A 13533-nucleotide genomic window follows, 5' to 3' on the forward strand; every position below is an offset into this window, starting at 1 on the left:
GAATGCACAAGCGCATCGTCATCACGGGCATCGGCGGATTATGCGGCCTCGGCACCAATGCACCGGCAATCTGGAATGAGATGCGCGCCGGCCGTTCGGCAATCGGCGCGATCGACAATCCGCTGCTGCATGATCTGAAGGTCAAGGTCGGCTGCGAAATCAAGGCGCTTCCCGAGCACGGCATCGACCGCAAGCAGGTCGTGTCGATGGACCGCTTCAGCCTTCTGGCGACGATCGCCGCGCGGGAGGCGGCACAGCAGGCGGGATTGAACCCGCACGCGGCCAACACCTACCGGATGGGCACCATCGTCGGCGTCGGCGTCTGCGGCTGGGAGGCAATCGAAGAGAACTATCGCGCCATCCTGCTCGAAGGCAAGAACCGCGCCGGCATCTTCACCGTACCGAAAGTAATGCCGGGCGCAGCCGCCGGCCACGTCAGCATGAATCTTGGTCTGCGCGGGCCGGTGTTCGGCATCACCTCTGCCTGCTCGTCATCCAACCACGCCATTGCCTCGGCGGTCGATCAGATCAGGCTCGGCCGGGCCGATGTCATGGTCGCCGGCGGCACCGATGCGCCGCTGGTCTGGGGCATCCTCAAGGGCTGGGAGGCCCTGCGGGTACTGTCGCCGGACACCTGCCGGCCGTTTTCGGCCGACCGCCAAGGGCTCGTGCTCGGCGAAGGCGCCGGCATGGTGGTGCTGGAAACGTATGAGCATGCCATGGCGCGCGGCGCCGCCATCCTTGCCGAAATCGCCGGCGTCGGCCTTTCCGCCGACGCCTCCGACATCGTCGCGCCAACTATCGAAGGGCCTGAGGCGGCGATGCGCTTCTGCCTCGTCGATGCCGGGCTCAATCCCGAGGACGTCGACTATCTCAACGCGCATGGCACCGGCACCAAGGCCAACGACCAGATTGAGACAGCGGCGATCAAGCGTGTCTTCGGCGGCCATGCCTACAAGCTTTCTATCTCCTCGACCAAATCGATGCACGCCCACTGCCTCGGCGCATCTGGCGCGCTGGAAATGATCGCCTGCGTGATGGCGATCCGCGAAGGCATCGTGCCGCCGACGGCCAACTATCGGGAAGCCGACGCCGACTGCGATCTCGACATCACGCCGAACGTGGCGCGCGAACGCACCGTGCGCACCGCGATCAGCAACAGCTTCGCCTTCGGCGGCACCAATGCGGTGCTGGCGGTCAAGGCCGTGTGACCGCACGCCTTGCGGGCCCTTCACCGGGGCCGTGAAACTTTCCATGCGCATATTGATCGCGCCAGGCGTCGCGCCTAACTCTCTGCGACCCGCCATGACCGTGCCGCTCGGCGCGGTCCCCGACCAGGAGTTTCGATGACCGATCTGTCCGCGTTTCCGATCGCCACGCGCTGGCCGGCGAGCCACCCCGACCGCATCCAGCTTTATTCGTTTCCGACGCCGAACGGGGTGAAGATATCGATCGCGCTGGAGGAACTTGGCCTGCCGTACGAGCCGCATGCCGTCGACATCGGCAAGAACGAGAGCTGGACCCCGGAATTCCTGTCTTTGAACCCGAACGGCAAGATACCGGCGATGATCGATCCGAACGGCCCGGGCGGCAAGCCGATCGGCTTGTTCGAATCCGGCGCCATCCTGCTCTACCTCAGCGACAAGACCGGCAAGCTGGTTCCGGCAGACGCAACGCTGCGTTACGAGACGATCCAGTGGGTGTTCTTCCAGATGGCTTCGATCGGGCCGATGTTCGGCCAAGTCGGTTTCTTCCACAAATTCGCCGGGCGCGAAATCGCCGACAAGCGCCCGCTGGAACGTTATCGCGACGAGTCGCGACGGCTGATCGGCGTCCTCGAAACGAGGCTCAAGCGCCGCAGCTGGATCATGGGCGACGACTACACCATCGCCGACATTTCGATGCTTGGATGGGTGCGCAATCTGATCAGTTTTTACGAGGCACGGGAACTCGTCGGTTTCGACGACTTCCCCAGCGTGGGCGCATGGCTGGAGCGCGGCCTTGCCCGGCCGGCGGTGCAGAGGGGCCTCACCATTCCGGCCAGAGCCTGATCGAAAGCCTGACTGGACCGGCTATTTTGCCTTGGTCCGGCGTTTCGAGCTCTTGCCGACTACGGAAGCGGCAAGCGACGCCGCACCTTTGGCGGTCGCAAGCACGGCACCAGCGGCGACGTTGGCCGTCGTTTTGACGGTGCGCATTGCGCTGCCTGCGATCGATGCGCTGCTGCTTGCCGGCTTTTTAGGGCTGGCGGCTTTGGGAGCTGCGGCCTTGCTCGCAGCAGGCATCACCTTTTTCGGCGCTGCCTTGCCAAAGCTGGGCTTTGCCGCATCCTTGGAACGCGTCGCCGCTGCCGGGCCGGCGCTGGTTTTCGCTCGGGTTGCTTTTGATCGTGTTGCCCTGCCCTTGGCGGGCGCAGGCTTTCTTGCCATGGTTTCCATCGAACTGTTCCCTCATGCGGCACGATTGCCGTGTCCGGGATAACGGCCTGAAAGTGTTAAGGTTCCGGCCGAACAGTCCTTACAGATCAGGCCTGCTCACCGACCACCAGGTCGGCGGGCCGCCGACGGGCAAGCACGCGATCGATGTTCGGCATGTCGTTGGAAACGATCCAGGCGCGCGCGTCCTCGTCGGACCGGCCGTGCTCGTGCCATCGCTCCAGCAGCCGGCGCTCGAGCTCGGCGCGCGGCACATCGACAAAGATCGAGAAGTCGAACAGCGGCGCCAGCCGCGTCCATGGCTCTTCGTCGAGCAGCAGATAATTGCCTTCAACCAGGATGAATTTGGTCTCGGCGGCGATGATCGCAGCGGCGGCGCGCGACAGCTCCATGCTGCGGTCGAAGACCGGGATGGCGATATCCGGCTCGCCGGCGCGGATGCGCTTCAGCAGCGTTTCGAAGCCGGCAAAATCAAAGGTTTCCGGGGCACCTTTTCGCGCGCGAAGGCCGCGCCGCTCGAGCACGACATCGTCGTAATGGAAGCCGTCCATCGGCACGACTTCCGCCGTGCCTTCCGGCAGCAAGTCGTGCAACCCTGCCGACAATGTCGATTTGCCGGCGCCGGGCGGACCGGCAATGGCAACGACGAAGCGCGGCGCCCTGCCGGCGCGCTTGAAAATGGCAGCAGCGATATGGGCGATCTCGGACATTGGCCCCCTTACGTTGGTTCTGGCGCATTTTGGCGGCAGTTTTCGGAAATTTCAAACGCCGGATTGTGCCAGGCCTTCAATCGGGCCTGGATTGGCCGATCCGCAGGAAATCGCTGTCGAAGCCGATGTCGCGCACCGCATCATCGGCGGCCAGGATGCGCATGCGGCCCGGCGAGGTCGTGACGTCGCGCGGCGGCTCGCCGGATGGCCATGGCAGTGCGCCGATGACATGGCGGAACGAAAAGCTGCGCCCTTCAGAAAGGGCAAAGGCGGTCGCCACGCCTTCGCGCTTCAGCCAATTGTCGCCGAGCGATGCGGCGTGGCCGACGGCGGTGCGGCCGTCCTCGATGCCGAGCACGCCGCGATGGCGGCCACTCCATGGCGCATAATCGCGCCCGCCATTGCTGACCCACAGCATGGTGACCGGCAATTCGGCCGGGTTCTTCAGCACCAGCACGAGATCGGCTTCCGCCTGGCGCGCCAGCGCCGTCCAGCCCGGCCCGCCATGATCGGCCTCGACCAGCGTGACGAAATCCTCACGCTCCTGGTCCATGCGATAGGTGGTCAGGTCGATCGTGCCGCCATCGGCGGCGGGAAAGCGCGTCAGGTCGGCGCTGCGCGCCGGGTAGGCGAGCAAAGAGCGGCCGCGGGCCGGATCGGGCTCAGGCGCCTCGTTCGGCGTTGCGGCAAAGCGCTTCGCCGAGAACGCCAGCTTGCCGCCGGCCTTCATCACCGTCATCGGGTGGTGGGCGACGGGAATGGCGCCGGCGCCGCCGGAAAAGACGTGCTCCTGATAGAGAAGGGGATGATCGTTGCGCAAGGTCAGGATCTTGTCGACGGTTGCGCCCATGACCGGGCGCTGCAGACGGAAGACGGCGCGCCAGCCATCGGCCGTTGCTGCGCTATCGACGACGTCCCAGCGACTATTGGCCGGCCAGCCATGCAAAGGTGCCGCTTCGACGTCGCTGGTCGAGAACGGCGCGCACAGGAAATCGCCCGACAGGTGGACCGTCCCTTCAGGCAGGTCTTTCGGCAGCGTCTCGCGCGGCTCGCCGACCCAGGGTGCGCGATGCAGCGGCTTCAGCCGACGGCCATCGATCTCGATCGCCATGTCGGCGAGATGGCCGACGGCCAGATCGACCGATACCGAAATGCCCTTTGCCGTGATCGTGACCGTATCCATGTGCACCTACCGATTCTCCCGGCCCGATACTGGCGGCCCGATTCTGCCGGCGCCAGCAAAGCCCACTCGCCGCCGGTTGCGCAAGCGCGGTGGCCGGCAATTCACATCAGACCGCGCCACGTCGGCCTGTGGACAGGGCACCAATCCAGGCACCGACCGATATTAACCAAATGGACTGTGCCTTTGCGTTAAGATAGCTTCGCCTCGTCTCAGAAACAGCCTGCCTTCGGAACTGACTTGTCCGCCTTCCGCTTCTTTTCGCTCATTCACAAATGCGTCGCTGTGCTGGCGCTGCTGCTGTTTGCCGCCGGCTGCACGACGGTGGCGCCGCCCGACAGCGTGCTGGCGGTGCCGGCGCCGCCGCAGAAATATGCCGCCATGGTCATCGATGCCGGCACCGGCAAGACGCTGTTCGAGGTCAATTCGACGGCGCCGCGTTATCCGGCGTCACTGACCAAGATGATGACGCTGTACCTTCTGTTCGAGGCGCTGGACCAGGGCCGCATCAGCAAGGAGACGCAAATTCCGGTGTCGGACAACGCCGCCCGGCAGCCGCCGACCAAGCTGCGGTTCAGGCGCGGCGAGACGATCGACGTCGATTCGGCGATCCGCGCCATCGTCGTCAAATCGGCCAATGACGTGGCGGTCGCCGTTGCCGAATATCTCGGCGGCAGCGAAGAGGCGTTCGCCGGCATGATGACCGCCAAGGCGCGCCAGATCGGCATGAGCAGCACCGTTTTCCGCAACGCCTCGGGCCTGCCGGACGGCGACCAGCACACGAGCGCGCGCGACATGGCGGTGCTCGGCATGGCGCTGCACGCCCGCTTCCCGCAGCATTTCCACTATTTCTCCGAAAGCGACTTCATGTTTCGCGGCAGGCTGGTGCGCGGCCACAACGACATGCTCGGCCGGGTGCGCGGCGTCGACGGCATCAAGACCGGCTACATCAGGGCTTCCGGCTTCAACATCGTTACCTCCTATAATGCGGACGGGCACAGGCTGATCATCGTGGTGATGGGCGCCGACAGCGCGCGCCAGCGCAACGACCATGTCGAGGCGCTGATCCAGCGCAGCCTGTCGACGGGGATGGCGAATGCGACGACGCGGCTGCTGTATGCCGAGCAGCAGTGAGGGCTGACGTCCGGCGGGCGGCGGATCAGGGCGCTCATCAGGCGACAAACGCCGAACCGCCGTTTTGCGCGATACCGCTGAGATACTTTGCCGGCGGCTTGCCAAGCGCTTTCTTGAACATGGTGATGAAGGCGGTGACCGACTCGTAACCGAGATCGGCCGAAACCTGCTGCACGCTCGCGCCGGAGGCCAGCTCGCGCAATGCGACGATCAGGTGCAATTGCTGGCGCCAGCGCCCGAAGGTCAGCCCTGTCTCCTTTACCACGAGACGTGCGAGACTGCTCTCGCTGAGCGCGACGCGACTGGCCCATTGCGCCAAGGTGCTGCGGTCGGCAGTATCTTCCGCCAACGCTGCGGCGATGCGCCTCAAGCGCGGCTCGGACGAGATCGGCAAATGTAGCTGCTGGACAGGCATACGCGGCAGTTCGGCGAGCAGAACCCTGGTCAGGAGCTCGCTCCTGGCGTCCTCGTCCTCACCGCGATCGGCCAGCTCGATGATGAGCTCACGCAGCAACGGCGAGATCGACAGTGTGCAGCACCGGTCCGGCAGGTCGGCAGCTCCCGGCTCGATATAGACGAAGAAAATCCGGGCATTGGCGGTCGCGATATTGCTGTGCTCCATGTCGCCGGGAATCCACACCGCGCAATGCGGCGGCACCATCCACAGGCCGCTGGGGACGCGACATGTGACGCCCCCGCCGAGCGCGAAGACGAGTTGGCCTTTGCGGTGGCGGTGGTCGGGCACCTCCGCCCTGGTTTCGGTAACGTCAACGCGCACGGCGATTGCCGGGGCGAGGACGTCATCCGGATCGAAATTCGGCCAGGGGAAGCGAAGAGGCTGTCTCATTTTGACTGATTTTAGCGATCAAGTGCCAAGATATCTAAATTACTCAACCAGGAAAGTCGATAATTTAGGCCACCGGATGAGTAACTCAGGAGCATGCAGGCGTGCTTCCTGGCCCGGCGCACGAAAACAGGCTGGCGTCCGCCAGGCAGCAGGAAGGTACGAACCATGCTCGGCTTAGTCACATCTTCCGACAGCGCCACCGGGTTGAGGTTCGCCGAGCTTGGCGAGCCCGAGCCCGCCCCGCACGAGGCGCTGGTTTCAGTCCGGGCAGTCTCGCTGAACCGCGGCGAACTGCGCCTGCTCAACATCCGCCCGAATGGCTGGGTGCCTGGCCAGGACGTCGCCGGAATTGTCGAGCGCGCGGCGGCCGATGGCTCCGGGCCGGCCGTCGGCGCCCGGGTTGCGGCGCTGGTCGACGAGGCCGGGTGGGCCGTGCGTGTCGCCGTTCCAACCGACCACCTTGCCGTCCTGCCGGACGGCGTCAGCTTCGTCGCCGCCGCCACCGTTCCGGTCGCCGGCACGACCGCGCTGCGGACCCTGCGCCACGGCGGAGACCTTGCCGGCCAGCGGGTCCTGATTACCGGCGCAAGCGGCGCGGTCGGCCGTTTCCAGATCCAGATCGCCCGCCAGCAGGGCGCGTCGGTGGTGGCGGTCGCCGCCGCCCGGCATACCGAAGATCTCCGCGGCCTGGGAGCCGAGCGGGTCGTGGAGTCGATCGAGCTCGCCGAAGGACTGTTCTCGCTGATTACCGAGTCGGTCGGCGGCGATAGCCTCGCCCACGCCATCGAACGGGTGGCGCCTGGCGGGACCGTCGTCATGTTCGGCTCGAGCAGCGGCGAACTCACGCCCATCGGCTTCCGCCAGTTCGTGCCGGGTCACGAGGGCGCGCGGCTTCAGACCTTCGCCTACTACACTTCCGGTCCGCAGGTCGGCGCCGATATCGCCTCGCTGCTCGCGCTGATCGCTGCCGGCCGGCTCGAAACGCGCGTGGTCCTGACCGTGCCGTGGCGGGACGTCGGCCGGGCTCTGGACGCGCTGCGGCAGCGCAGCATCAGCGGCAAGGCCGTCCTCACCCTGACCGAATGAGCAGGCGGTGGCGCCGGACCAAGCTGCGTTTCGGGCACGGCGGGACGATCGAGGTCGATTCGGCGTTCCGCGCCATCGTCGTCAAATCGGCGCTGTGCCGGAGGTTGAACAGACTACCGGTGTGTTCAATAGCCGTGATGAGAACAGCTTGCAAAGTGTCATCCCGAGGAAGTAGCTGACCGTCCCCTTCTCGGGGGGTCCAGCCCAGCAAAGGCATCAGTGCGTTGAAGATGTTCATCCCATGATGTGCTAAGAGTTCCGATGCGTGCCAAATTGTATACGCTGGGGAAAGATCGGCTGTGATATTCGATCAGGAGCGTCATTCCGCCGCCTCCAGTTCCCGCGCGTCGACCGGCGCCAGCGCCTCGGTCAGCAGCGCGTCGAGCAGGCGGCGACTGGTGGTCTCGGCGGCGGTGAGGCTCGCCTCGAGCTGCTCGCACAGAGCCATCAATGAATCGACCTTGGCGACGATGCGGTGTTGTTCGGCGAGCGGCGGGAGGGGAACAAGCAAGGTCTCGACGCCGCCCACGCGCAGGTGCTGCACCGTTGCGCCGATCGGCTTATCCTGAACACGATCCATCAGCTTTGGATCGCGAAGCGAGTAGATCATGAAATTGCGATCAATCGTGTCGGGCACCAAACGCGCAAGCATCATGCGCTGCCCGAGGCAGATTTGTTCGCCCGAAGGAATGAGGCAGACCTCGCCCATAGGAGCTTCGCGCGTGATGAGAATGTCGCCGGGCTCAGGCGTGCAACGGGCGCTCCAGATTTCATATGTCCGTTGATCGACATACTTCTGGTCGTTCAAGTTCATCCGGCCATCGCGAACATTCGTCGTTCGTATCAAACGAATCCCTGAACTAGCATAGGGCGCAGTCTTGTTCTTGCAGTCGATGACGAGCCCCGAACATTGCAGAAGGGTTGCCCATGCCCAACCGTTGGGAAGTGTCTCCAACCCGTCTGGAACGGACTGCTCGGCCAACTTCTTAATCTGGGTGCGCGCCTCATCCGGGTTCGGGTATCCCGCTTTAAGCAACCCGGCGCGCTCCTTCGCGATGCGCTTCAACAGTTCCGACGCCGGTTCGTCGGTCGCATCCTGCGGCACGAGTTTGCCGCGCACGGCGAGGTTGAGGATGGTCTGGCGCAGGGCCTTGATCTGGTCGGGGCGCGTGGTCAGCGCGGGCAGAGCGTCGAGGGCGAAGCGGGCGTCATCTTGATATGTCTCGGCATCGGGCGCGTTGAGGCGGGCGAGGCTCGCCGCCGCCAGCCGGTCGCGCACCTGCTCGCGGCCCGCCCGCGCCGCTTCCAGCCGGTCGCACAGCGTCATCAATTCATCGACCTTGGCGACGATGCGGTGTTGTTCGGCGAATGGCGGGAGGGGAAAGGGTAGGATTGCGAAATCCGCGTCATTGATCGCCGGATAGGCCTGCCCGCGTTGTTTCTCCTCAACGCACTCCACCATGAACGGGCTACGAAGCACTATCCAGAGATAACGCGGCAGCACAAAGCCGTGCCCGTTCAGGACTGCAAAGGCAGTGCTCGCAATCGGCTCCGGGCTGAATTCGGCCTCTATGACAGCGACGTTCAACAAGTATGGGCGAACGCAAGAATAGATCACGTCGCCCTTCCGTGTGACCTTGCGTGCCCTGCTTGGGGCCTCGCTGGCCGCTAGCACCTTCGGGTCAGCGACGACACCGGCCTCTTTGTCGATGGCCGTCACGTCGATGTAAGTGAATGTCCCTTTCGGGATCTCCTGACCTCGATCGCTGGCAATTTCGCGGATGCGCGTCCAGCGCCAGTTCTGCGGTAAATCGAACGGCGGTTCATCCACGACGGGAAGTGTCTTCGGCTTCCTGATCTCTCCCGCCTTTACGAGCCGCGCCTTCTCCTTCGCGATCCGCTTCAGCAATTCCGACGCCGGCTCGTCGCTCGCGTCCTGCGGCACGACCTTGCCGCGTACCGCCAGATCGAGAATGAAGCGGCGCAACCTCGCAATGGCGTCCGGTGCGTCGGCAATCTGTTCATAATGCACCAACAGGCGTTCAGCATTCATCGGGCGAGCGCCTCAGCGAGTATCGCCTTCAAATGGTCACGCAAGCCCGCCGTCTCGGCCTCGGCCTTGGCTAGAGCCGCCAGCAGCGTTTCCGGGTCGCCGTGATCGTCGGCAACACTGTGCGGGTTCTTGATGTCGAGATTGTAGCCGCGCGCTTTGATATCCTCGGCGCTCACTTTCCACGCCTGCGGTGTTTCTTCGCGGCCCTTCCGCTCCTTGCCGCCCCACCAATCGATGCAGCCCTGAAAATGCTCCAGTCGGATCGGTTTGGTCATGGAATAGGCTTTTTGACCTTCCGGCACGCGGTGTTCGTAGAACCAGACGTGCTTGGTCGGCGCGCCCTTTTCGAAGAACAGGAGGTTAGTGCCGATCGAGGCATAGGGTTTGAACACGGAGTTAGGCAGGCGAACGATGGTGTGGAGGGTGCACTCCTCCATCAGATGTTCCTTGAGCCGCGTCTTGACGCCCTCGCCGAACAGGGTGCCGTCGGGCAGCACCACGGCGGCGCGGCCGTCGGCCTTCAGCAGCCGCACGATGAGCGCGAGGAATAGGTCGGCCGTTTCCTTGGTGCGAAAGGTCGGAAAGTTGTTTTCGATGCCGTCCTCCTCGCGCCCGCCAAAGGGAGGATTGGTGACGACGATATCAACGCGCTCGTCCTTGCTCCATGAAATCAGCGGCCGGGCTAGCGTGTTGTCATGGCGCACGAAGCTCGGGTCTTCGATGCCGTGCAGCAGCATGTTGGTGACGCAGAGCATGTGCGGAAGTTGCTTCTTCTCCACCGCCCGCAAGGCGCCCTGCATCGTCTCACGCTGCGCGGGCGTGCGGACGTGGCCTTTTTCCATGTGACGAATAGCGCAGGTGAGAAAGCCACCCGTGCCGCAAGCGGGATCGAACAGCGTTTCTCCTGGGCGCGGGTCAATGCGATCAACCATGAAGGCAGTCACGGCGCGCGGTGTATAATATTCGCCGGCATTGCCTGCCGATTGAAGATCATTCAGCAACTGCTCATAGAACTCGCCGAAGTGCCGCCGCTCGTCGAGATTATTGAAATCAACCTCATTGATCTTGTTTAAGACCTGCCGGATGAGGTGTCCGGATTTCATGTAATTGTACGCGTCCTCGAACACGTCGCGCACTACGCGGCGCCGGTCGCCCGGTTTTCCAGTGAGCTGCAAGCCTTTCAATGCAGGGAAAAGTTCATCATAGATAAAATCGAGCATAGCTTGCCCGGTGATGCCTTCTGGGTCGGCCGCCCAGTTGCGCCACTGGAGTTTTTCCGGAATCGGCGAGTGGTAGCCGTCCTTAGTCAGTTCAAGTTCTTGATCCTGATCGTCGATGATCTTGAGGAAGAACATCCAACACAACTGGCTGATGCGCTGCGCGTCGCCATCAACGCCAACATCCTGGCGCAGATGTCCTGGATGGATTTGACAGTGGTGCGGACAATCATTGGCTATGCGATCTCCTGGTAAAGGGCATCCTGCATTTCGTGGACGGCCTTTTCAAAGCCTTCCTTGCCGCCGAACGCCTTGATTAGTTGGACGACGCTGCCCATCGCAGTGAAGGGCGTCACCTTCAGCACGTTGGCGTCGTCGAGATTGATTACGCCCTCGTCGCGATATTTTTCGAGCAGCGCATCGAGCACGGCGCGGGCTTGTGGCCCGTATTTGGTGAATACGTCGCGCTTCTTGACGTTTTCGGCACGCTCGCGGCGTGTCAAAAGTTTCTTGTCGAATGCCACGTGGCAGATCAGATCGAAGGGATCGAGGTTCTTGCCCAGTTCATCCGCGATGGCGTCAAGCGCCAGGCCCTCGGCTTCTAGTTCCTCAACGATCGCGTGTTTGCGTTCGGCAGATTTCCAGCGTCTGAGGAAATCGTCGAGACTGGCGAAACGCTTCTTCAACGCCGTCTTAGTGAAATCGCGCAAGCTTTCGGTGACGAGCTTGCCGTTCTCGTCAAGATATTCGACGCGCTCGGCGACGATGCGGGCGCCGACGCCGTCCACGTAAATCTTGCGCACCTGGTTTCCCGGCGATAGCGGAAAGCCCGGCTGATCGACTATGGTTTCGTCTTCGCCCGGTTCGTATGGCGCTTGATCAATTTCACCAAAACCGACTGCAGAATCGTCGGGCGGCGTGATCGGATCGTCTTCGCTGGGCTCATAAATCTGCACCGGATCGCCATCGAACTCCGGATCTGCGAAATGTGAGGTTGCGCCACGGAAGTCGATCAGCGTGAAGTAGAATTTTTTGGTGTCCTCGTGAACGCGGGTGCCACGCCCGACGATTTGCTTGAACTCGGTCATCGACCCTACCGTGCGATCGAGCACGATTAGCCGACAGGTCTGCGCGTCAACCCCAGTCGACAAAAGCCGCGAGGTCGTGACTAGAACGGGATACTTCGATTCCGGGTCAAGGAAATTGCCGAGCTGGTCCTGGCCATCGCTGTCACCGCCGGTGATCCGCATGACATATCGGTGGTTCTCGTCGCAAAGATCCTTGTTCTCGTTGATGAGTGCCTGTCGCATACGCGCTGCGTGCTCCCGGTCAACGCAGAACACGATGGTTTTCTGGAAGCGGTCGCCGGTTTCCTTTAGAAATTCGGTGACCTTCTTGGCGGTAAGCAAAGTGCGGTCGTCAAGAACCAGCGTCCGGTCGAAATCCTTAGCGTTATAGATTCGATCCTCGACTTCGTTACCATCTCGGTCGAGTTGCCCAAGTTCCGGGCGATAGCCCTCAACGTCGCGATCGATGTGGACCTTGATGACTTTGTAGGGTGCAAGGAAGCCGTCACTGATGCCCTGGCGCAATGAATAGGTGAAGATTGGCTCGCCGAAATAATCGGCGTTTGAAACGTATTCCGTTTCTTTCGGCGTGGCTGTTAGGCCGATCTGCGTTGCACCGGAAAAGTGGGTAAGGATTTCGCGCCATGCGGAATCCTCGGCCGCGCTGCCACGATGGCATTCGTCGATTACGATCAGATCGAAGAAGCCGGGCGAGAACTCCTTGTAGAGTTTCTGGCGCTCCTCCGGCCCGGTGATGGCCTGATAGAGACCGAGATAGACCTCGAAGGCGGTGTCGATGCGCCGCTTCCTGTCGAGCGCCAGTGTCAGATCGACCGTGGTGCCGTCCTGCCGCTCGATCGTCTTTGCATTCGTCGAAAGCTTCGCCATCGACGCGCCGAACGGGCGAAAGTCGTTCACCATCGTCTGGTCGATCAACACGTTGCGGTCGGCGAGGAAGAGTATGCGTTTCTTACGACCCGCCTTCCACAGACGCCAGATGATCTGAAACGCCGTGTAGGTCTTGCCCGTCCCCGTCGCCATGACGAGCAGCACGCGGTCGCGACCCTTGGCGATGGCCTCGATCGCGGCGTTGACGGCGTTTACCTGATAATAACGGGGGGCTTTGCCGCTACCGTCGTCGAAATAATCCTGAAGCACGATCTGTTCTGCTTCCGGGCTGAGGCCCTTCCAGGCGCGATAGCGTGCCCAAAGATTGGCGGGCGACGGAAAGGCGTCGAGGCCGAGGTTCGCCTCCTTGGTGTCGCTCTGGCCCGTGCGGTCGTGAAAGACGAAACCGTCGCCGTTTGAGGAAAAGACGAAGGGGATGTCCAGCGTCGCGGCGTAGTCGAGGCCCTGCTGGATACCATCGCCAACGCCGTGGTTGTTGTCCTTCGCTTCGATCAACGCGATGGGGATGTTCGGCTTATAGTAGAGAACGAAGTCGGCCTTTTTCGCCTTGCCGCGAGTCACCAGCTTCCCGCGCACGATGATCCGGCCCTTGGTGAAATAGACCTCCTCCCGAACCTGCATCATCTCGTCCCATCCAGCGCGCTTGACGGCAGGCAAGATGAATTTCGTGCAGATGTCGCGTTCGGTGAGGCTTCGTTTGTCCATCAGTGATGTCCCCCCAACTTGGCTCTATGGGGTAAGCTCACTCCGATCAAGGGTGCAGTTCAACACATCGGCTAGCGAGCTGCTTAAAGCCACTTTGCGGGGGCCTTCGGAATTCGCCTAAACTCGACTTGCCCGTTGAAGCCGGCGCCTGCTTCCGCTAAGAAGCCGTGGCTGGCCGGTTCACCGGCTG

General features: G+C 62.7%; 12 protein-coding genes. 5 read left to right on the top strand and 7 right to left on the bottom strand.

Annotation, left to right across the window (positions count from 1 at the left end; all coding sequences use genetic code 11):
- Positions 1 to 2: 2 nt before the first annotated feature.
- Together NKH13_RS07945 and NKH13_RS07950 are read left to right on the top strand one after the other, a co-directional pair.
- On the top strand, positions 3 to 1211 hold the full coding sequence (locus tag NKH13_RS07945; protein ID WP_352467770.1) for a beta-ketoacyl-[acyl-carrier-protein] synthase family protein: 1209 nt from the start codon (positions 3 to 5) through the stop codon (positions 1209 to 1211).
- A gap of 135 nt (positions 1212 to 1346) precedes the next feature.
- Positions 1347 to 2051, top strand: a complete 705-nt coding sequence (locus tag NKH13_RS07950) for a glutathione S-transferase family protein (protein ID WP_352911918.1) — start codon at positions 1347 to 1349, stop codon at positions 2049 to 2051.
- A gap of 21 nt (positions 2052 to 2072) precedes the next feature.
- On the opposite strand, the gene NKH13_RS07955 is transcribed toward NKH13_RS07950, so the two are convergent.
- A complete protein-coding gene (locus NKH13_RS07955) occupies positions 2073 to 2198 on the bottom strand; it encodes a hypothetical protein (protein ID WP_352911920.1) in 126 nt (41 codons plus the stop codon).
- Between NKH13_RS07955 and NKH13_RS07960 the strand changes: the two genes are divergently transcribed.
- A complete protein-coding gene (locus NKH13_RS07960; RefSeq protein ID WP_352911923.1) occupies positions 2191 to 2481 on the top strand; it encodes a hypothetical protein in 291 nt (96 codons plus the stop codon). The genes NKH13_RS07955 and NKH13_RS07960 overlap by 8 nt on opposite strands.
- A 43-nt stretch (positions 2482 to 2524) precedes the next feature.
- Here the strand turns inward: NKH13_RS07960 and NKH13_RS07965 are convergent, their stop codons facing one another.
- A complete protein-coding gene (locus NKH13_RS07965) occupies positions 2525 to 3145 on the bottom strand; it encodes a nucleoside triphosphate hydrolase (RefSeq protein ID WP_352911926.1) in 621 nt (206 codons plus the stop codon).
- A gap of 76 nt (positions 3146 to 3221) precedes the next feature.
- A complete protein-coding gene (locus NKH13_RS07970) occupies positions 3222 to 4328 on the bottom strand; it encodes a hypothetical protein (protein ID WP_352911928.1) in 1107 nt (368 codons plus the stop codon).
- A gap of 237 nt (positions 4329 to 4565) precedes the next feature.
- Here NKH13_RS07970 and NKH13_RS07975 point away from each other — a divergent pair, with 237 nt between their 5' ends.
- A complete protein-coding gene (locus NKH13_RS07975; protein WP_352911931.1) occupies positions 4566 to 5459 on the top strand; it encodes a D-alanyl-D-alanine carboxypeptidase family protein in 894 nt (297 codons plus the stop codon).
- Between the two features lie 37 nt (positions 5460 to 5496).
- Here NKH13_RS07975 and NKH13_RS07980 read toward each other — a convergent pair whose 3' ends face one another.
- Positions 5497 to 6306, bottom strand: coding sequence for an AraC family transcriptional regulator (locus tag NKH13_RS07980; protein ID WP_352911933.1), 810 nt, complete (start codon positions 6304 to 6306; stop codon positions 5497 to 5499).
- A 165-nt stretch (positions 6307 to 6471) separates the two neighbouring features.
- On the opposite strand from NKH13_RS07980, the gene NKH13_RS07985 reads away from it, so the two are divergent.
- Complete coding sequence (locus NKH13_RS07985) at positions 6472 to 7392, top strand: zinc-binding dehydrogenase (protein ID WP_352911936.1); 921 nt, start codon at positions 6472 to 6474, stop codon at positions 7390 to 7392.
- A 319-nt stretch (positions 7393 to 7711) separates the two neighbouring features.
- On the opposite strand, the gene NKH13_RS07990 is transcribed toward NKH13_RS07985, so the two are convergent.
- The 3 genes from NKH13_RS07990 to hsdR form a co-directional block, all read right to left on the bottom strand.
- Entirely contained in the window at positions 7712 to 9445 is a 1734-nt protein-coding gene (locus NKH13_RS07990) for a restriction endonuclease subunit S (protein WP_352911938.1), read from the bottom strand.
- Positions 9442 to 10800, bottom strand: coding sequence for an N-6 DNA methylase (locus NKH13_RS07995; protein WP_352911940.1), 1359 nt, complete (start codon positions 10798 to 10800; stop codon positions 9442 to 9444). The genes NKH13_RS07990 and NKH13_RS07995 overlap by 4 nt, the downstream gene beginning before the upstream one ends.
- Before the next feature lie 98 nt (positions 10801 to 10898).
- A complete protein-coding gene (hsdR, locus tag NKH13_RS08000; RefSeq protein ID WP_352911942.1) occupies positions 10899 to 13343 on the bottom strand; it encodes an EcoAI/FtnUII family type I restriction enzme subunit R in 2445 nt (814 codons plus the stop codon).
- Positions 13344 to 13533: the final 190 nt, after the last annotated feature.

Origin of the sequence: Mesorhizobium sp. M1348 (genome assembly GCF_040317925.1) — a bacterium.
Classification (GTDB): domain Bacteria; phylum Pseudomonadota; class Alphaproteobacteria; order Rhizobiales; family Rhizobiaceae; genus Mesorhizobium.

Coding starts and splice junctions, on each gene's coding strand:
- NKH13_RS07950 (WP_352911918.1), top strand. CDS start 1,347: ATGACCGATCTGTCCGCGTTTCCGATCGCCACGCGCTGGCCGGCGAGC.
- NKH13_RS07995 (WP_352911940.1), bottom strand. CDS start 10,800: ATGTTCTTCCTCAAGATCATCGACGATCAGGATCAAGAACTTGAACTG.
- NKH13_RS07980 (WP_352911933.1), bottom strand. CDS start 6,306: ATGAGACAGCCTCTTCGCTTCCCCTGGCCGAATTTCGATCCGGATGAC.
- NKH13_RS07990 (WP_352911938.1), bottom strand. CDS start 9,445: ATGAATGCTGAACGCCTGTTGGTGCATTATGAACAGATTGCCGACGCA.
- NKH13_RS07955 (WP_352911920.1), bottom strand. CDS start 2,198: ATGCGCACCGTCAAAACGACGGCCAACGTCGCCGCTGGTGCCGTGCTT.
- NKH13_RS07945 (WP_352467770.1), top strand. CDS start 3: ATGCACAAGCGCATCGTCATCACGGGCATCGGCGGATTATGCGGCCTC.
- hsdR (WP_352911942.1), bottom strand. CDS start 13,343: ATGGACAAACGAAGCCTCACCGAACGCGACATCTGCACGAAATTCATC.
- NKH13_RS07965 (WP_352911926.1), bottom strand. CDS start 3,145: ATGTCCGAGATCGCCCATATCGCTGCTGCCATTTTCAAGCGCGCCGGC.
- NKH13_RS07985 (WP_352911936.1), top strand. CDS start 6,472: ATGCTCGGCTTAGTCACATCTTCCGACAGCGCCACCGGGTTGAGGTTC.
- NKH13_RS07970 (WP_352911928.1), bottom strand. CDS start 4,328: ATGGATACGGTCACGATCACGGCAAAGGGCATTTCGGTATCGGTCGAT.